General features: G+C 66.0%; 19 protein-coding genes. 9 read left to right on the top strand and 10 right to left on the bottom strand.

The window, feature by feature from the left end:
• The 3 genes from atpD to ACU0BR_RS08080 all read left to right on the top strand — a co-directional run.
• Window positions 1-980, top strand: a 980-nt coding sequence (atpD, locus tag ACU0BR_RS08090) for a F0F1 ATP synthase subunit beta (RefSeq protein WP_446156343.1), incomplete at its 5' end; no start/stop codon positions are given.
• 11 nt (window positions 981-991) lie between these two features.
• A complete protein-coding gene (locus ACU0BR_RS08085) occupies window positions 992-1,429 on the top strand; it encodes a F0F1 ATP synthase subunit epsilon (RefSeq protein ID WP_446156342.1) in 438 nt (145 codons plus the stop codon).
• A 117-nt stretch (window positions 1,430-1,546) separates the two neighbouring features.
• Window positions 1,547-1,900, top strand: a complete 354-nt coding sequence (locus ACU0BR_RS08080; protein ID WP_446156341.1) for an H-type lectin domain-containing protein — start codon at window positions 1,547-1,549, stop codon at window positions 1,898-1,900.
• A gap of 245 nt (window positions 1,901-2,145) precedes the next feature.
• Here ACU0BR_RS08080 and ACU0BR_RS08075 read toward each other — a convergent pair whose 3' ends face one another.
• Window positions 2,146-3,162 (bottom strand): ribose-phosphate pyrophosphokinase, encoded by a 1,017-nt coding sequence (locus ACU0BR_RS08075; RefSeq protein ID WP_446156340.1) that lies wholly within the window; start codon window positions 3,160-3,162, stop codon window positions 2,146-2,148.
• Between the two features lie 105 nt (window positions 3,163-3,267).
• On the opposite strand from ACU0BR_RS08075, the gene ACU0BR_RS08070 reads away from it, so the two are divergent.
• A complete protein-coding gene (locus ACU0BR_RS08070) occupies window positions 3,268-3,867 on the top strand; it encodes a DsbA family protein (protein WP_446156339.1) in 600 nt (199 codons plus the stop codon).
• Window positions 3,867-4,712: an alpha/beta fold hydrolase gene (locus tag ACU0BR_RS08065; protein ID WP_446156338.1), complete on the top strand. Its 846-nt coding sequence runs from the start codon at window positions 3,867-3,869 to the stop codon at window positions 4,710-4,712. Before ACU0BR_RS08070 ends, ACU0BR_RS08065 begins: the two co-directional genes overlap by 1 nt.
• A gap of 66 nt (window positions 4,713-4,778) precedes the next feature.
• Here ACU0BR_RS08065 and ACU0BR_RS08060 read toward each other — a convergent pair whose 3' ends face one another.
• The 6 genes from ACU0BR_RS08060 to ACU0BR_RS08035 form a co-directional block, all read right to left on the bottom strand.
• Window positions 4,779-5,828 (bottom strand): threonine aldolase family protein, encoded by a 1,050-nt coding sequence (locus ACU0BR_RS08060; RefSeq protein WP_446156337.1) that lies wholly within the window; start codon window positions 5,826-5,828, stop codon window positions 4,779-4,781.
• Window positions 5,828-6,298 (bottom strand): YcgN family cysteine cluster protein, encoded by a 471-nt coding sequence (locus ACU0BR_RS08055; RefSeq protein ID WP_446156336.1) that lies wholly within the window; start codon window positions 6,296-6,298, stop codon window positions 5,828-5,830. The genes ACU0BR_RS08060 and ACU0BR_RS08055 overlap by 1 nt, the downstream gene beginning before the upstream one ends.
• Window positions 6,299-6,395: 97 nt before the next feature.
• Window positions 6,396-7,343, bottom strand: coding sequence for a bifunctional riboflavin kinase/FAD synthetase (locus ACU0BR_RS08050; RefSeq protein ID WP_446156335.1), 948 nt, complete (start codon window positions 7,341-7,343; stop codon window positions 6,396-6,398).
• A gap of 46 nt (window positions 7,344-7,389) precedes the next feature.
• Window positions 7,390-7,833, bottom strand: coding sequence for a MaoC family dehydratase (locus ACU0BR_RS08045; RefSeq protein WP_446156345.1), 444 nt, complete (start codon window positions 7,831-7,833; stop codon window positions 7,390-7,392).
• A 118-nt stretch (window positions 7,834-7,951) separates the two neighbouring features.
• Window positions 7,952-8,839, bottom strand: a complete 888-nt coding sequence (locus ACU0BR_RS08040) for a TIGR01459 family HAD-type hydrolase (RefSeq protein ID WP_446156334.1) — start codon at window positions 8,837-8,839, stop codon at window positions 7,952-7,954.
• A 184-nt stretch (window positions 8,840-9,023) separates the two neighbouring features.
• Window positions 9,024-9,944 carry a manganese-dependent inorganic pyrophosphatase gene (locus ACU0BR_RS08035; RefSeq protein ID WP_446156333.1) on the bottom strand — a complete coding sequence of 307 codons (921 nt, stop codon included), beginning with the start codon at window positions 9,942-9,944 and terminating at the stop codon, window positions 9,024-9,026.
• A gap of 280 nt (window positions 9,945-10,224) precedes the next feature.
• Between ACU0BR_RS08035 and groES the strand changes: the two genes are divergently transcribed.
• On the top strand, window positions 10,225-10,512 hold the full coding sequence (gene groES, locus ACU0BR_RS08030; RefSeq protein WP_446156332.1) for a co-chaperone GroES: 288 nt from the start codon (window positions 10,225-10,227) through the stop codon (window positions 10,510-10,512).
• 46 nt (window positions 10,513-10,558) lie between these two features.
• A complete protein-coding gene (gene groL / locus ACU0BR_RS08025; RefSeq protein WP_446156331.1) occupies window positions 10,559-12,205 on the top strand; it encodes a chaperonin GroEL in 1,647 nt (548 codons plus the stop codon).
• 187 nt (window positions 12,206-12,392) lie between these two features.
• Here the strand turns inward: groL and ACU0BR_RS08020 are convergent, their stop codons facing one another.
• Both ACU0BR_RS08020 and ACU0BR_RS08015 read right to left on the bottom strand, forming a co-directional pair.
• Window positions 12,393-13,376: a quinone oxidoreductase family protein gene (locus ACU0BR_RS08020; protein ID WP_446156330.1), complete on the bottom strand. Its 984-nt coding sequence runs from the start codon at window positions 13,374-13,376 to the stop codon at window positions 12,393-12,395.
• Between the two features lie 100 nt (window positions 13,377-13,476).
• A complete protein-coding gene (locus ACU0BR_RS08015) occupies window positions 13,477-13,998 on the bottom strand; it encodes a GreA/GreB family elongation factor (protein ID WP_446156329.1) in 522 nt (173 codons plus the stop codon).
• A 118-nt stretch (window positions 13,999-14,116) separates the two neighbouring features.
• Between ACU0BR_RS08015 and ACU0BR_RS08010 the strand changes: the two genes are divergently transcribed.
• Window positions 14,117-15,061: a DMT family transporter gene (locus ACU0BR_RS08010; RefSeq protein ID WP_446156328.1), complete on the top strand. Its 945-nt coding sequence runs from the start codon at window positions 14,117-14,119 to the stop codon at window positions 15,059-15,061.
• Here ACU0BR_RS08010 and ACU0BR_RS08005 read toward each other — a convergent pair.
• Window positions 15,031-15,492 carry an NUDIX domain-containing protein gene (locus ACU0BR_RS08005; RefSeq protein ID WP_446156327.1) on the bottom strand — a complete coding sequence of 154 codons (462 nt, stop codon included), beginning with the start codon at window positions 15,490-15,492 and terminating at the stop codon, window positions 15,031-15,033. The two genes, ACU0BR_RS08010 and ACU0BR_RS08005, sit on opposite strands and share 31 nt — an antisense overlap.
• Window positions 15,493-15,797: 305 nt before the next feature.
• On the opposite strand from ACU0BR_RS08005, the gene ACU0BR_RS08000 reads away from it, so the two are divergent.
• On the top strand, window positions 15,798-16,682 hold the full coding sequence (locus tag ACU0BR_RS08000) for a DMT family transporter (protein WP_446156326.1): 885 nt from the start codon (window positions 15,798-15,800) through the stop codon (window positions 16,680-16,682).
• Window positions 16,683-16,690 lie beyond the last annotated feature (8 nt).

The raw sequence follows: 16,690 nt of genomic DNA, 5'->3' as shown, positions 1-16,690 counted from the left end.
TGTTCGGCGGCGCCGGCGTGGGCAAGACGGTTCTGATCATGGAACTGATCAACAACATCGCCAAGGTGCACTCCGGCTACTCCGTGTTCGCGGGCGTGGGCGAGCGGACCCGCGAGGGCAACGACCTCTACCACGAGATGATCGAATCCAACGTCATCAATCCCGACAACCTCGAGGACAGCCAGGTGGCGCTGGTCTACGGTCAGATGAACGAGCCTCCGGGAGCGCGTGCCCGTGTCGCGCTGACCGGCCTGACCCTGGCGGAGCAGTTCCGCGACCAGTCCGGCACCGACGTGCTGTTCTTCGTCGACAACATCTTCCGCTTCACGCAGGCGGGCTCCGAGGTGTCGGCGCTGCTGGGCCGCATCCCCTCGGCCGTGGGCTACCAGCCGACGCTGGCCACCGACATGGGCGCGCTGCAGGAACGCATCACCTCGACCAAGAAGGGCTCGATCACCTCCGTGCAGGCGATCTACGTGCCCGCGGACGACCTGACCGACCCGGCGCCCGCGACCTCCTTCGCGCACCTCGACGCGACGACGGTTCTCAACCGTGCGATCTCGGAGCTGGGCATCTATCCGGCGGTGGACCCGCTCGACTCCAACTCCCGTCTGATGGACCCCGCGGTCGTGGGCGAGGAGCACTACAAGGTCGCGCGCGACGTGCAGAACATCCTTCAGCGCTACAAGTCGTTGCAGGACATCATCGCGATCCTCGGGATGGACGAATTGTCCGAAGAGGACAAGCTGACCGTGACCCGCGCGCGCAAGATCCAGCGTTTCCTGTCGCAGCCCTTCGACGTCGCCAAGATCTTCACCGGCGCGGACGGCAAGCAGGTCCCGCTGGAGGAGACGATCTCCTCGTTCAAGGCGGTTGTGGCCGGTGAATACGACCACCTGCCCGAATCCGCGTTCCTGATGGTGGGCGGCATCGATGAGGTCGTCGCCAAAGCCGAGAAAATGGCGGCAAGCGCTGCCTGATAGGGGGCCTGATGGCTGATACGATGCAATTCGACCTCGTTTCGCCCGAACGCCGTCTGGCGTCGATGAAGGCGAGCGAGGTTCAGATCCCGGGTGCGGAGGGCGACATGACGGCCATGGCCGATCATGCGCCCGTCATCACCACCCTGCGCCCCGGCATCCTGCGGGTCACCGGGCCGGAGGGAGCGCTTGAATTCGCCGTCACCGGCGGTTTCGCCGAGATCTCCCCCGAAGGGACGACGGTGCTGGCCGAACGCGCCCTGCCGCGTTCCGAGGTCACGCAGGAGATCCTGAACGACTGGATCGCCGAAGCCCATGCGCAGGTTGCCAGTGCCAAGGAATCGGAAGCCGAAGAATTTGTCGATTCCTCGGTGAAGCTGATGCACGACATGGTCGCGATGGGCACCGAAATGGGCCTGTCGGACACGGCGCGGGTTCCGGCGCCCTGACTTTGACATGGAAGGTTTCGCCCTTGCAGGGCGGAACCTCATATTATTTAATCCTATTTTATTCTCCGGCGCGCGAAACCTGCTTTCGGTCGCGCGCTTCGCTATTGAAAGGATAGGATGCGGCGTTTCAGCTCAAGCGTGATCGGGGCGGAGCAGGGAGAGGTAATTCTCTTTTCCGACTTTGACTCGGATGGCCCGATGTGGAGCGAAACCGGCCCGCGCCTGTCGCGCACTTCCGTGGGCTTTTCCGAACCCTTCGCCATAGCGCCGATGATACATGTGTCGCTGGCCATGTGGGACATCGGCGGCGCCACCAACCAGCGCGCCGACATCTCCACCGACAATATCACCGCCGAAGGGTTCGACATCGTCTTTCGCAGCTGGGGCGATACCCGCGTCGCAAGGATCCGCGCAAGCTGGATGGCGGTGGGCGAGGTCCCTGCCGCGGATGAGGAGTGGGACCTCTACTGATCCACCGCCCGCGCCCGTCCATCCGCCCGCGCCCACCCGGCCGCGCTCGCATCGTCGCGCGAGAATTTCGCCTCCGGCGGGGATATTTTGTCACCAGAAGAAAGACGCGCCGCGCGCCGGGGCTTCTTCTGGTCTCAAATATCCATGGTCCCACGGTGCCGCCGCGCCTTGGTGGGGCAGGCGCGGACAGAAGGGCGCGGACAGAAAGGCACGAGCCAGAAAAGCGCGGGCCGGCGCGGCGGCGCTCAGCTCTGGTAGAAGCCCTCATAGATCGGCGCCAGCGTGCCCTTGTCGAAGAGCGACGACACCGACGTGCCGCTCCAGATGTTCAGGATCGCCTGCGCGAACATCGGCGCGGTGGGGACGATGCGAATATTGGGCGCGGATTTGACCGCCTCGCTGGCCTCGATCGAATCGGTGATGACCAGGCTTTTCATCACCGATTTGGTGATCCGTTCCACCGCCGGGCCGCTCAGCACGCCGTGGGTGATGTAGGAGTGGACCTCTTTCGCACCCGACTCGATCAGAACTTCGGCCGCCTTGCACAGGGTGCCCTCGGTGTCGCAGATGTCGTCGACGATGATGCAGGTCTTGTCGGTCACATCGCCGATCACCGTCATTTCGGCCACCTCGCCGGGTTTTTCCCGCCGCTTGTCGACGATGGCCAGCGCCGCGCCGATGCGCTGCGCCAATTCGCGCGCCCGCGCCACGCCGCCGGTGTCGGGCGACACGACGGTCACGTCCTGCAACTTGCCCTTGAAATGATGCTGGATATCCAGCGCGAAGATCGGCGAGGCGTAGAGGTTATCGACGGGAATGTCGAAAAAGCCCTGGATCTGGGCTGCGTGCAGGTCCAGCGTCAGCACGCGTTCGATCCCCGCCTCGGTCAGCAGGTTGGCGATCAGCTTGGCGCTGATCGGGGTGCGGGCCTTGGTCCGGCGGTCCTGCCGGGCATAGCCGAAATAGGGGATCACCGCCGTGATGCGTGCCGCCGAGGACCGGCGCAGCGCATCGGTCATGATGAGCAGTTCCATCAGGTTGTCGTTGGCGGGATTCGAGGTGGGCTGGATGATGAACATGTCCTCGCCGCGTACATTCTCGAAAACCTCGACGAAGATCTCCGCATCGTTGAAACGCTCTATCCGCGCGTCCACGAGGCCCAGGCTCATGCCGCGGTGCATCGACATGCGCCGGGCTATGGCCTCCGCGAGCGGGCGGTTGGCGTTTCCGGACATCAGTTTCGGATCGGAATTTGCTGGCATTCGTCGGGTCCCCAAATGCACCTGTCTTCGACAGATTCGTGACGTTGACACCGCTTACCACCCGGTTACGGTCGCGGCAAACAGGACCCCGCGAAAGAAAGCGCCATGAAAAACATCGATTACTACTTTGCCACGATTTCCCCCTTCACCTATCTGGCCGGAACGCGGCTGGAAGAAGTCGCCGCCAAACACGGGGCGCAGATCACCTACAAGCCGCTGGATATCATCGCCCTGTTCGGTCGGACAGGCGGCACCCCCCCGGGCCAGCGCCATGTGTCGCGTCAGGAATACCGGCTTCAGGAACTGACGCGCCAGGCTGCCAAGGCGGGCTTGCCCATGACGATGAAGCCTGCGCATTTCCCGACCAATGCCGCGCCCAGTTCCTACGCGATCATCGCGGCCCAGGACGCGGGCGGCGGCGATCTGGGCAAGCTGGTGCACAGCTTCACCGCCGCCTGTTGGGCGGAGGAGCGCGATGTCGCGCAGGACGACGTGATTCGCGACTGTCTGGAAAAGGCGGGGTTCGACCCGGCGCTGGCGGACAGCGGGATGCTGCGCGGTGCCGAGGTCTATACCGCCAATCTGGAAGAGGCGGTCAACCGCGGCGTCTTCGGGGCGCCGTTCTACATCACCGGCGACGATCAGCGCTTCTGGGGGCAGGATCGGCTGGATGATCTGGATCTGCATCTGGCCGGCAAGATCTGATGCGCCACGACCCGCCCCCAAGCTGTTTCGCCCGTCGGGACTGGGGGGCGGGCGATTCCCGGCGATTGATGATCCACTGCTCGCTTGCGTCCTCGGCATCCTGGGACGGCGTCGTGCGGGCGCTGGATGCACGCGGCGCGCCGGCGCATTCGGTGGCCTTCGACCTGCCGGGACATGGCCGCAGCCGGGATCTGCGCAGGGGCGAGGATATTCAGGATCTGGCCGTCGCCTGGGCCGGGCGGCTGCTGCCGCCCGGCGGGCAGGTCGATCTGATCGGTCATTCCTTCGGGGCGACGGTGGCCCTGCGCCTTGCGCTGGAGCAGCCCGAGAGAGTGCGCAGGCTGGTCCTGATAGAGCCGCCGTTGATCGCCGTGGTGCGCGGCAGCCCCGCGCATGAGCGCCATCGCCGCGAAGAGGCCGCGATAGAGGAGGCCATGCTGGCGGGCGACGGGCCTCTGGCCGCGCGGCTGTTCACCGAACGCTGGGGCAGCAAGCAGCCCTGGGACGCGCTGCCCGAGCGGCATCGCAGCTATATCACCGACCGGATCGGTCTGGTCGGCGCGCAAGCCGATGCCATACACCACGATCGCGCGGGCCTGCTGACGCCGGGGCGCCTGGAAAATCTGGATCTGCCGGTGCTGCTGCTTGAAGGCAGCCGGTCGCCGCATTGCGTGGCGCAGATCCAGCGCGGCCTGCTAGCGCGCCTGCCGGACGCGCGGCGCGCCGTGATCGAGGGGGCCGCGCATATGCTGCCGCTGACGCATCCCGCCGAGGTCGCCGAGCGGATCGCGAAATTTCTGGCGACAGAAAAGCGCGCCCCCGACACGCCGGCCCCGCGGGCCTGAGCACGAGCGGACCTGAGGACGGGTCGGCCCGCGCACGGGCCGACGTGAGCACGGGCGGGCGCAGTCTTAGCCGACCGCGCGCAGGAACGCGTCGATCCGGCTGTCCTCCTGCGACCAGTCGCAGACCAGACGGCATTGCACGGGCGTGTCGTCGGGGCCATCCAGCGGTGTGTCGAAGGGCGACAGGTAATAGCGGGCCCCGGCCTGCATCGCGCGCCTGTGCGCCGCGCGGGGCAGTTCCGCGAAGATCATGTTGGCCTGCACGGGGTGCAACAGGCGGCAATGGTCGAGCGCGCGCAACCCCTCCGCCAGCCGCGCCGCCGAAGCATTCGCCGCGCGCGCCAGATCCAGCCACAGATCATCCGCCAGATAGGCGGCCATCTGCGCCGAAAGGAAACGGTGCTTGGAAAACAGATGCGCGCCGCGCTTGCGGCGCAGCTCGAACTCCCACGCCCTGGCGGGGTCGAAGAAAAGAACGGCCTCCACGCCCATGCAGCCGTTCTTGGTGCCGCCGAAGCTGACCGCATCGACACCCGCGCGCCAGGTCATCTGCGCCGGGGTACAGCCGAGCGTGGCCAGCGCATTGGCGAAGCGCGCCCCGTCAAGATGCGTGGGCAGGCCGAATTCGCGCGCGATTCCGGTCAGCGCGGCGATTTCGTCAAGGCTGTAGACGCTGCCCACCTCGCTCGCCTGGGTGAGGGAGACGGGGCCGCGCTGCACCCCGTGCACGCCCTTGTCGCCGGTGGCGCGGATCGCGCGGCGCAGGGCGGCGGGGTCCATCTTGCCATCCGCCCCGTCGACGAGCGCGATCTTGGTGCCGTTGGTGTAGAATTCGGGCGCGCCGCATTCGTCTTCCTCGACATGGGCGAGGCGGTGCGCAAAGATCGCATCCCAGGGATCGGCCAGCGTGCCCAGGATCAGCGCATTCGCCGCGGTGCCGGTCGCGACGAGGTAGACCGCGGCATCCGGCGCTTCGAAAATCTCGCGCAGCTGCGCGCGAACGCTCTCCATCAGTGCATCCTGTCCGTAGGGCAGGGCGTAGCCATCGTTGGCGCGGGCCAGCGCATCCATGATCGCGGGCGCCACCGGGCCCGCGTTGTCGGAGGCAAAGAACATCAGGTCGGCTCCTCGATGATATAGTCTTCCCATTCTTCTTCGGGCACCTCGAATTCGGGCACCGTCCAGCCGCGCACCGACACACCCGCCGCGTGCACAGTTTCGGCGGTGCCGGAAATCAGCGGGTGCCAGGGGTGCAGCGGCCGCCCCTCATGCAGCAGTCGATAGGCGCAGGTCGAGGGCATCCAATAGGCGACCTCGTCCAGGTTGTCGGGCGTCAGCACCACGCATTCGGGCACGAATTGCTTGCGGATGTCGTATTGAGCGCAGCGGCAGGTGCTGTCGTCCAGCAGGCGGCAGGCCACGCAGGTCAGCGCGACCTCGCCCGTGTCCTCGTCCTCCAGCTTGTTGAGGCAGCATTTGCCGCAGCCGTCGCAAAGCGCCTCCCATTCCTTGCCGGTCATCTGGCGCAGCGGCACGGTTTCCCAGAACCGGGGGCGCAGCCCCTTGCGGTCAATGGGGTCGCTCATGAGCGCACCGCCGCGATGATCGTGCCCGAAAACCACGGCCGAGAGGCCGGACCGCAGCGGGCGCCCGCAGGGCCGGGCAGGGCGGGGGGCCGCGACATCACGCGGAGGCCGATCCGGCGAGGATCGCGCGCGCCTCGGCGCAATCCCGGTTCATCTGCTCGATCAGCGCGTCGACGTCGGGAAACTTCAGCTCGGGCCGCAGGAATTCCACCAGCGCGACCGACAGGTTCCTGCCGTAGAGATCGCCCTCGAAATCCAGCAGATAGGTTTCCAGATTGGGGATGTTTTCGCCGAACATGGGCCGCGTCCCGATCGAGGCCGCACCCAGATAGCTGCCCTTCGCTTCACCGTCCAGCACATCCACCTGTACCGCATAAACGCCGAAACGCGGCAGATGCAGGCCTTGCAGGCTCATGTTGGCGGTGGGAAAGCCCAAGTCCCGACCGCGTTTCTCGCCGTGCAGCACCTCGCCCTCGATGCGGTGACGGTGGCCCAGCATGCGCGCGGCGTCGCGCGGGCGGCCCTCGCTCAGCGATTTGCGGATCGAGGTGGAGGAGATTTCGGTCTCGCTGACGGCCAGCAGCGGCGCGACGGTCACGCCGAAGCCCAGCGACCGGCCCAGGTCCTGCAATTGCCGCGCGGTGCCCTTGCGGCCCTTGCCGAAGCAGAAATCGGCGCCGACCACCACATGTCGCAGGCCAAGCCCCTCGTGCAGCACATGCCGGGCGAACTCCTCCGCCTCAAGCGAGGCGAGCGCGTGATCGAAAGGCAGCTGGTAATATCGCCGCACGCCCAGCTTTTCCATGCGATGCGCCTTGGCCCCGGCGTTCATCAGGCGAAAGGCGGGGGCCTGAGGGGCGAAGAATTCGCGCGGGTGCGGCTCGAAGGTGACGATGCCCAGGGGCGTGTCCGGCGTGTCGGCCCGCGCACGCGCGATATCGATCACCGCCTGATGCCCCAGATGGACGCCGTCGAAATTGCCGATGGCCGCGCTGGCGCCCCGATCCCGCGACGTCAATCCGGTCCAGCCCGTCAGTATCCGCATAGATCCAAGCGTTCCTCCGAAAGGCCCTTGGCGTCAGCGGTGGCCTTCAGTCAAATTTGGCACTGGGTGCAAGCACGACGGCTTCGCCCTTCAGCACGACCGTATCGCCCACGGTGCAGTGACAATCAAGGGTCACGCGCCGTTTGCTGTGGTCGATCTCGCGCACGCGCACCTCTGCGTAAACGGTGTCGCCGGGGCGGACGGGGGCCATGAATTTCAGCGTCTGGCCCAGATAGACGGTGCCGTGCCCCGGAAGCTGTTCGCCGATCACCGCGGAAATCAGACCCGCCGTCAGCATCCCGTGCGCGATGCGCCCGCCGAAGATCGTGTCGCGCGCGTAATCGTCGTCCAGGTGGACCGGGTTGTGATCGGTGGAGATCTGCGCGAAAAGCTCGATGTCCTCATCGCCGATCTGCTTGCGCAGATGACGGGCCATGCCGATTTCCAGCTCTTCGATGACGATCGTGCCGCGCGGCATGTTGTCGAGCATCACGTCTCACTCCTCTCCCTGACCGAGGCGTGACTGGCTGGCAACAAAATGCACAGGTTTTACCGTCACGCGAAATATAATTACTTTGCACGTGCAGAAAAATCAAGGCGATATTCGTTTAGCGCAGAAATCCCATCGCGAATGTCGCGCTGAATCCCTTCTGATCCTGATAGGCTTGCAGCTTTTCCGGGTCGGGCTGGCCTTGCGGGGCGGCTGCGGTGGCGGTGTCCTGCGCGGCAAGCCCGCCGGTGATGAACAGCGCGTCGAGGTTCTCGCCCAGCGCGCCCTGAATGTCGGTGTGGATGCCGTCGCCGATGGCCAGGATGGCCGCATCGCCCACGTCGCGCCCCAGCGCGGCCAGCCGTCTGCGCGCCAGGTCGTAGATCGGCGGGTGCGGCTTGCCGAAGTAGAGGCTCTCGCCGCCCATCTGCGTGTAAAGCTGCGCCAATGCGCCGGCGCAATAGACCCGATCGCGCCCGCGATCCACCACGATGTCGGGGTTGGCGCAAAGCAGCTTCAGCCCCTTCTGCTTGGCGTAAAGCAGGGTCGCGCGGTAATCCTCGGGGGTTTCGCGGGTGTCGTCGTCCAGCCCCGTCGCCACCAGCCCCTCGGCATCCTCCAGCGCGACCAGCTCGACGGGCACGGGGTTGTCGATCAGCTTCATCGGGGCGAAGAAGACACGTTCCTCCGGCGGGCCGATATGGTGCAGTTTCGCGCCCACCGCCCCTTCGAACATCGCCGCCCGTGCCGAATCGCCCGAGGTGGCAATGGTGTCCCAGGCGTCGGGGTCCACGCCGATATGCGCCAGCTGCCGTTCCACCCCGTCGCGTGGCCGCGGAGAGTTGGTCAGCAGAACGACCGCCCCGCCGCGGGCGCGAAACGCCTTCAGCGCCGCCACGGCGGTGTCATGCGGCCGCACGCCATCGTGCACACAGCCCCAAAGATCGACGAACAGCGCGTCATAGCGATCCGATATCGCGGCGAGGTCGGGGATGATCTGCGTCATGGCTGGCTCCGAAGCGTGAAAACGGGGGCATAAAGGCGGGACGTAAAGACGGGGGCTTGGGGGCCGACCCGGCGGGCGCAACGGCGCGGCACGTCAGGTCGAAGGGGAGTGGAGTCGGGAGATACGGAAAAGGCCGCAACACGATCGTGCCGCGGCCGCCGGGAATGCAGGTCCGCGCGGGGGCCTACAGCTTGAGGTTCGGGATGATCTGCTTCTTGCGGCTCATCACGCCGGGCAGCACCACGCTGTCGCTATCCACCTCGACGCCGAAGCTTTTCTGCGCCAGGTCCTTGACCAGATCGTTGGGCACCAGCAGCGTCGCCTCCTCGTTCAGGATATCGACGATGAACAGCAGCACCTGGTTGACCTTGTCTTCCCCGGCGACGCCGACCATCGTTTCCATCAGGCTGGCCTTGCGCGACAGGATGCTGGCGGGCGACGTGGTTTCCAGCACCGAAACCCGGAATTTGACACCCTCGACCGTGTATTCCTTGGAATCCATGCGCAGAAGATCCGCGTCGGAAAAGGCCGAGACATCCGATTTGGCGGCCAGCAGCTCATCGGCCAGCGCCGGGATCTCGACGCCCAGATCGGTGGCCAGGCTTTCGGCGAGGTCGCGATCGGCCTGCGTCGTGGTGGGAGAGCGGAACGCCAGCGTGTCGGACAGGATGCACGACAGCATCACCCCCTTTATGGCGTCGGGCATCTTGCGCGCGTCGTCGCCCATCATCTGGTGCATCACCGTGACGGTGCATGCCAGCGGCCGCACCGTGATCTCGATCGGGCCGCGGGTTTTCAGCCCGCCCACCAGCAGGTGATGGTCGATGATGCCGGTGATATCGGCCTCGTTGATGTTTTCGGGCAGCTCGGCCGGATTGTTGGTGTCGACGATGACGACCTTTTGGTCGGGCTCCAGCGTGTCGAGGATGCGCGGCTGCTCGAATCCCCAGCGTTGCAGCATATAGGCGGCTTCGGTGTTGGGGGTGCCCAGCAGCACGGGCTGCGCCGGGGTCTGCCTGACGTCCGACAGATACCACGCCCAAACGATCGGAGCTCCGGTGGAATCCGTATCGGGGGATTTGTGGCCGAAAACGAGTGTGGTCATGTCATCTAGTTCCATTGGGGCAGCAAAAAGGGGTTTTCTGCGGCCTTATAGGCGCCGCATCGGGTCTTGTCACCCGGAACCCCGGCGGGCGGGCGCCATTTGCCGCAGCGCCGCATGAAAAGCCCGCCGGAGCGGCCGGATGCGGGGGCGATAACCGGCCCGATTGTCTGCGTCTTGTCGTTGACACTGCCCGCGCACTCACCTAAATGCGCTGCTGTTGGCAGTCGAAGGTGATGAGTGCCAACACCGAATTGAAACTTTGAGTCAAGGAGCCTCAGAGATGGCATTTAAACCGCTTCACGACCGTGTGCTGGTTCGCCGCGTGGAAGGCGAGGAAAAGACCAAGGGCGGTCTGATCATCCCCGACAACGCCAAGGAAAAGCCCGCAGAGGGCGAGATCGTATCCGTCGGCGAAGGCGCCCGCAAGGACTCGGGCGAGCTGATCGCCATGACCGTCAAGCAGGGCGACAAGGTGCTGTTCGGCAAATGGTCGGGCACCGAGGTCACGCTGGACGGCGAAGAGCTGCTCATCATGAAGGAAAGCGACATCCTCGGCATCATCGCCTGAGCGACGCGCATTTCCCCAACGCAACAACTGACAAGGAGCTAACATCATGGCTGCCAAGGACGTCAAATTCGACACCGATGCCCGCAACCGCATGCTCAAGGGCGTCAACATCCTCGCCGATGCGGTGAAGGTGACCCTGGGCCCCAAGGGCCGCAACGTCGTCATCGACAAATCCTTCGGTGCCCCGCGCATCACCAAGGACGGTGTGTCGGTCGCCAAGGAAATCGAACTTGAGGACAAGTTCGAGAACATGGGCGCGCAGATGGTGAAGGAAGTCGCTTCCCGCACCAACGACGAGGCCGGCGACGGCACCACCACCGCGACGGTTCTCGCCCAGGCGATCGTCCGCGAAGGCATGAAGTCGGTCGCAGCGGGCATGAACCCGATGGATCTGAAGCGCGGCATCGATCTGGCCACGCAAAAGGTCGTCGCAGCGATCAAGGCCGCCGCACGCCCCGTCAACGACAGCGCCGAGGTTGCGCAGGTCGGCACCATCTCCGCCAACGGCGAAGCTGAAATCGGTCGCCAGATCGCTGACGCGATGCAGAAGGTCGGCAACGAGGGTGTCATCACCGTCGAGGAGAACAAGGGTCTGGAAACCGAGACCGACGTGGTCGAGGGCATGCAGTTCGACCGCGGCTACCTGAGCCCCTATTTCGTCACCAACCCCGAAAAGATGACGACCGAGCTGGAAGACGCCATCATCCTGCTGCATGAGAAGAAACTCTCGTCGCTGCAACCGATGGTTCCGCTGCTGGAATCGGTCATCCAGTTGGGCAAGCCGCTGCTGATCATCGCCGAGGACGTCGAGGGCGAAGCCCTGGCCACGCTGGTCGTCAACAAGCTGCGCGGCGGTCTGAAGATCGCGGCCGTCAAGGCACCGGGCTTCGGCGATCGCCGCAAGGCCATGCTGCAGGACATCGCGATCCTGACCGGCGGTCAGGTCATCTCCGAAGATCTGGGCATGAAGCTCGAGAACGTCACCATCGACATGCTCGGCTCGGCCAAGAAGGTCTCCATCACCAAGGACGAGACCACCATCGTCGACGGTGCCGGTGAGAAATCCGAGATCGAGGCACGCGTGTCCCAGATCCGCGGCCAGATCGAGGAAACCACCTCCGACTACGACCGCGAGAAGCTGCAGGAACGTGTGGCCAAGCTGGCAGGCGGCGTTGCCGTCATCCGCGTCGGCGGCATGACCGAAGTCGAGGTGAAGGAGCGCAAGGATCGCGTCGACGACGCGCTGAACGCGACCCGCGCGGCCGTTCAGGAAGGTGTCGTCGTGGGCGGCGGTGTCGCTCTGGTCCAGGCCGGCAAGTCGCTGGAAGGGCTGGAAGGCGAGAACTCCGACCAGGCCGCGGGTATCACCATCGTGCGCAAGGCGCTCGAGGCGCCGCTGCGCCAGATCGCCGAGAACGCCGGTGTCGACGGTTCGGTCGTGGCCGGCAAGGTGCGCGAATCGGACGATCTGAAGTTCGGTTTCAACGCCCAGACCGAAGAATATGGCGACATGTTCAAGTTCGGCGTGATCGACCCCGCGAAAGTCGTGCGTCACGCATTGGAAGACGCGGCCTCCATCGCCGGTCTGCTGATCACCACCGAGGCGATGGTCGCTGACCGTCCCTCCAAGGAAGGTGCCGGCGGCGCCGGTGGCGGCATGCCCGACATGGGCGGCATGGGCGGCATGATGTAAGTCACGCTTCCCTTCGGAAGACCGGGAAGGGCGCGCCATCGGCGGGCCCTTTTCCTTTGGCGGAAGCGGCGCGGAAAAAGCCGCGCCCGGCTGTCTCATCGTCGTGAAAATATCCCCGCCGGAGGCTGGAAATCTTCTGCCTCCGGCGGGGATATTTGCGACCAGAAGAAGCCGCCGCGCGGGCGCGTTACAATGTCAGAATCGTCGCGCCGATGGTCTTGCGGGCCTCCAGCGCCTCATGCGCCCGGCGGATGTCATCCAGCGGATAGCTTTGGCCAATGTGGATTTCGACCGCGCCCGAGCTGACCTTCTCGAACAGCTGTCGCGCCATGTGCTGGCACACCTCATGATCCGCGATATGCGTGAAGAGCGTGGGGCGCGTGATCTTGAGCGAGCCGCGTGCGGCGAGCTCGACCATGTCGACGGACGGGATCTTGCCCGAGGCGTTGCCGAAGGTGATCATCATGCCCAGCGGGCGCAGACTGTCGAGCGATCCCTCGAACGTGTCGCGGCCGACCGAATCCATGACCACGTCGACGCCCTTGCCGGCGGTGATCTCGCGCACCCGTTCGACGAAGTTCTCGGAGCGGTAGTTGATCACGTGGTCCGCCCCGTTCTGCCGCGCGAGCGCGCATTTTTCATCCGTGCCGGCCGTGCCGATCAGGCTGATGCCTTCCGACCGGGCCCATTGGCAGGCGATGAGCCCGACGCCCCCTGCGGCGGCGTGGAACAGCACGGTGTCGCCCGATTTCAGCGGCGTGGTGCGGTGGAACAGATATTGCACCGTCAGCCCCTGCAACATCATCGCCGCGCCCTGTTCGAAGGAAATGGCGTCGGGCAGGGGACAGACCTGTGCCGCGGGCATGACGCGCGCCGCGCTGTAGGCGCCGGGCGGGTTGGACGCATAGGCGGCGCGGTCGCCGGGTTTCAGATGGGTGACGCCGGGGCCCACCGCCTCGACGATGCCGGCCGCCTCCATGCCCAGTGCGGCGGGCAGCTTCAGCGGGTAGAGTCCCGTGCGCTGATAGATGTCGATGAAGTTCAGCCCGATGGCCTTGTGACGGATGCGCAGCTGCCCTTCGCCCGGCTCTGAAAGCTCCCTCTCGACCAGACGCAGGTTTTCGGGGCCGCCGAAGTCCTCGATGATCACGGTTTTCGCGGTGTCGCTCATGCACTGTCCTTTCAAATCGGCGCGTTCGCCAGGCAGGGGCCGCGCCGTCGGCGCCACGATAGGCGCGTCCGCAGACGGCGACAAGCGCAGGGCTGCGCCGCTAGGGCGGCGATGGGGGCTGCGGCGCATCGTAGGTGATGGCGATGATCTCCAGCTCCATCGTGCCGCTGGGCCGGGGCCATTGCACCACATCGCCCACCTGCTGGCCCAGAAGCGCGCGCGACAGCGGCGCGTGGAGCCCGATCAGCCCCTGCGCCGCATCGGCCTCGTCCTCTCCGACGATGCGGTAGAGGCGTTCCTCGTCGTTTTCGTCGCAAAGCCGCACCCAGGCGCCGAAAGCCACCCGGTCGCGCGGTTGTCTGCGGATATCGACCACGATCGCCGACGCCACGCGCGCTTCCAGCCAGCGCAGGTCGCGCGCGGCGACGGCGATGGCGTGCAACACCTCGGGCGGCGCGCCCTCGGGGGATAGCCGGGCAAGCTCGGCGCGGGTGTCGTCCAGGCGGTGGCGCAGCGCGGCCAGCCCTTCGGGGGTGACGTGGTTGGGGTGCCGGCCGAGCGGACGGTCGGGCAGATGCTCCACCCGGCCGCTATCGTCTTCTTTGGTAAACGCCTTGTTCATCCAATCGCCCTTTCCCCCGTGGGATCTGCCGGTATGGTCGGGCAGAGCGCGCGCGGGCGCAAGCGGCTTGCACAGGGTCGGGACGGGGCGTGCGGCAGGAATGCGGGCGGAGGGCGAGATGCGGTTATTTCTGGCGACGGCGCTGACGATGACGGCGTTTGCCGCAAACTCGGTTCTGAACCGCATGGCACTGGTCGACGGGCGCATCGGCGCGGGGGATTTCGCCGTCTGGCGCGTCGCATCGGGGGCGGCGGTCCTGCTTTTTCTGGTGGTGCTGCGCGACGGGCGCATCGCCATCGGCGGCGGGCGCGGCCGCTGGGCGGGGGTTTTGTCGCTGTCGGTCTATATGGTCGGGTTTTCGCTGGCCTATCTGTCGCTCGACGCGGGCGCGGGGGCGCTGATCCTCTTTGGCGGCGTGCAGGTCACCATGTTCGGGGGGGCGGTGGCGCTGGGCGAGCCGTTGCCCGCCCGCCGCTGGCTGGGGGCGGCACTGGCTTTTTGCGGGCTGGTCTGGCTGCTGTGGCCCGGATCGGGTGCGGGCGGTGCCGACGCGTTCCCGGCGGCGGCGGTGCTGGCGATGGCCGCCGCCGCCATCGGCTGGGGCATCTATTCGCTGGTCGGTCGCGCCGCGGCCGATCCGTTGCAGTCGACCGCCGCCAATTTCCTGCTGGCCAGCCCGCTGTGCTGGGCGGCGTTGTGGCTGCTGCCGCCGATGCCGGCACCAGGGGGAGGCGAGATCGGAGCGAGCGCGGGCGGCATCGCGCTGGCGCTCGTCTCGGGGGTCGTGACCTCGGGGCTGGGCTATGCGCTCTGGTACACCGTGCTGCCCCGCCTGGCGGCTTCGGTCGCCAGTGTCGCACAGCTGAGCGTTCCGGTGATTGCGATGGCAGGGGGGGTCGTGTTCCTGGAAGAGGTGCCGGGGTGGCGGTTTGGCGTGGCGGCGCTGGTCGTTCTGGGCGGGGTGGCCATCGCCAGCATCGCCCCGCGCAGCGGGCGGCGGGCCGGGCAACGCTCCGGCTCGCAGCGCGCGGATCAGCGGAGCAGCGGCTCCAGCGGGTCGTAGAGGATGGCGGGCGCGTCGCCGCGCGCGTCCCAGGCGACCTGCGCCAGGCTGTCGGGCTTGACCCGGATCGAGGCCATCTGATCGCGCGAAAAGAACTGCCTGCGCGTCACGATCCCTTCGGGATCGCGCCAGTCGTCCGACAGCCGACCCGAAACGATATCGCAGCGGAAATAGATGTCGATCTGGTGGAACTTCATCTCGGGCGCGTGGAATTCATTGACCAGACAGGGCGCGCCGACGGCGATTTGCAGGCCGGTTTCCTCGGCCACCTCGCGGCGCAGGTTGTCGGGCAGCGCGCTGTGGGAATGCACGCCGCCGCCGGGCGCGCACCAGAGGTCGCTTTGCGTGCCCGGAAAGGCATTGACCAGCAGCAGCCGCGCCTCGTGGAGGATCACGGCCCTGACGGCCACGCGCGGAGGTTTAATGCTCATTTGCAGCGACATAGCAGGTCGCATCCCGTGCGGGAAGCTATTCCCTCGCTTTTCGGTCCGAGCCGGGTAAAGTGCGAGGATGATACGCGCGCCCGTCTCGATCCTTGCCCCGGTCCGGGCGATTCTTTTGCGGCTGATCGGCCCGGCTGCCGCGCCTGCGCGTCGGGTCCGGCGCGCTGCGGCGCAGGTTTTCCGCAAGCCCGGTTACGCAGTTCTTCTTATTGTAAAGGTTGTGTAAATGGCGCCTTTGGCTGGGGATGACACTCGCTTTGAATCCGTCGACTGATCGCAGCCATATGATCGGAATGTTCTGGATTGTCCTGACGGGCCTTCAGTTCGTCGCCGTCGCGGGGCTGGTCAAATATATCGGTACCGCGCTGCCTCCGGTCGAATCCGCCTTTCTGCGCTATGCCTTCGGGCTGATCTTCGTGATCCCCGCGTTTCGCAGCGTGATCGAGGCAAGGCTGCTGCGGCGCGACGTGATGATCTTCACCCTGCGCGGCGCGGCCCATGGGTTCGGCGTCGTGATGTGGTTCTATGCCATGACGCAGATATCCATCGCCGAAGTGACGGCGATGAACTATCTGACACCGGTTCTCACGACAGTGGGGGCGGCGGTGTTCCTGCGCGAAAGGCTGTCGGGACCACGGATCGCGGCCATCGCGGTGGCGCTGCTGGGGGCGCTGATGATCCTGCGGCCGGGGGTGCAGGCGGTGTCCAGCGGACATCTGGCGATGCTGGGCACGGCCTCGATGTTCGCGTTTTCCTACCTGGTCGCCAAGACAATGGTGGACCGCGCGTCCCCGGCGGTGATCGTGGCGATGCTGTCGATCATCGTCACCGTGTTTCTCGCGCCCTTCGCCTATGCGGTATGGGTGCCGCCATCGCTGGACGATCTGGGCACGTTGTTCCTGGTGGCCTGTTTCGCCACGGGTGCGCATTACACCATGACGCTGGCGTTTCAAGCCGCGCCCTTGACGGTGACGCAACCGCTGGCGTTCCTGCAACTGATCTGGGCCAGCCTGCTGGGTATGGTCGTGTTCGGGGAAACGCCGGATGTCTGGGTCATCGCGGGCGGCACGGTGATCTTCGGGTCGGTTTGCTACATCACGTTCCGCAGCGCGATCACGCGCCGCCACCGCCGGCGCGGCGCAGTGAGTGCGTCCGGAACCAATTCGCGCGCATCCTAGCCCTGCGC

It is taken from the genome of Brevirhabdus sp. (assembly GCF_052826345.1).
Note: the sequence above shows the minus strand (reverse complement) of the source record. Positions and strands in the feature narration are given on the sequence as shown.

Bases quoted from the DNA above. Each gene is read 5' to 3' on its own strand.
- ACU0BR_RS08085 (WP_446156342.1), top strand. From the start codon at position 992: ATGGCTGATACGATGCAATTCGACCTCGTTTCGCCCGAACGCCGTCTG.
- ACU0BR_RS08080 (WP_446156341.1), top strand. From the start codon at position 1,547: ATGCGGCGTTTCAGCTCAAGCGTGATCGGGGCGGAGCAGGGAGAGGTA.
- ACU0BR_RS08075 (WP_446156340.1), bottom strand. From the start codon at position 3,162: ATGCCAGCAAATTCCGATCCGAAACTGATGTCCGGAAACGCCAACCGC.
- ACU0BR_RS08070 (WP_446156339.1), top strand. From the start codon at position 3,268: ATGAAAAACATCGATTACTACTTTGCCACGATTTCCCCCTTCACCTAT.
- ACU0BR_RS08065 (WP_446156338.1), top strand. From the start codon at position 3,867: ATGCGCCACGACCCGCCCCCAAGCTGTTTCGCCCGTCGGGACTGGGGG.
- ACU0BR_RS08060 (WP_446156337.1), bottom strand. From the start codon at position 5,828: ATGTTCTTTGCCTCCGACAACGCGGGCCCGGTGGCGCCCGCGATCATG.
- ACU0BR_RS08055 (WP_446156336.1), bottom strand. From the start codon at position 6,298: ATGAGCGACCCCATTGACCGCAAGGGGCTGCGCCCCCGGTTCTGGGAA.
- ACU0BR_RS08050 (WP_446156335.1), bottom strand. From the start codon at position 7,343: ATGCGGATACTGACGGGCTGGACCGGATTGACGTCGCGGGATCGGGGC.
- ACU0BR_RS08045 (WP_446156345.1), bottom strand. From the start codon at position 7,833: ATGCTCGACAACATGCCGCGCGGCACGATCGTCATCGAAGAGCTGGAA.
- ACU0BR_RS08040 (WP_446156334.1), bottom strand. From the start codon at position 8,839: ATGACGCAGATCATCCCCGACCTCGCCGCGATATCGGATCGCTATGAC.
- ACU0BR_RS08035 (WP_446156333.1), bottom strand. From the start codon at position 9,944: ATGACCACACTCGTTTTCGGCCACAAATCCCCCGATACGGATTCCACC.
- groES (WP_446156332.1), top strand. From the start codon at position 10,225: ATGGCATTTAAACCGCTTCACGACCGTGTGCTGGTTCGCCGCGTGGAA.
- groL (WP_446156331.1), top strand. From the start codon at position 10,559: ATGGCTGCCAAGGACGTCAAATTCGACACCGATGCCCGCAACCGCATG.
- ACU0BR_RS08020 (WP_446156330.1), bottom strand. From the start codon at position 13,376: ATGAGCGACACCGCGAAAACCGTGATCATCGAGGACTTCGGCGGCCCC.
- ACU0BR_RS08015 (WP_446156329.1), bottom strand. From the start codon at position 13,998: ATGAACAAGGCGTTTACCAAAGAAGACGATAGCGGCCGGGTGGAGCAT.
- ACU0BR_RS08010 (WP_446156328.1), top strand. From the start codon at position 14,117: ATGCGGTTATTTCTGGCGACGGCGCTGACGATGACGGCGTTTGCCGCA.
- ACU0BR_RS08005 (WP_446156327.1), bottom strand. From the start codon at position 15,492: ATGAGCATTAAACCTCCGCGCGTGGCCGTCAGGGCCGTGATCCTCCAC.
- ACU0BR_RS08000 (WP_446156326.1), top strand. From the start codon at position 15,798: ATGTTCTGGATTGTCCTGACGGGCCTTCAGTTCGTCGCCGTCGCGGGG.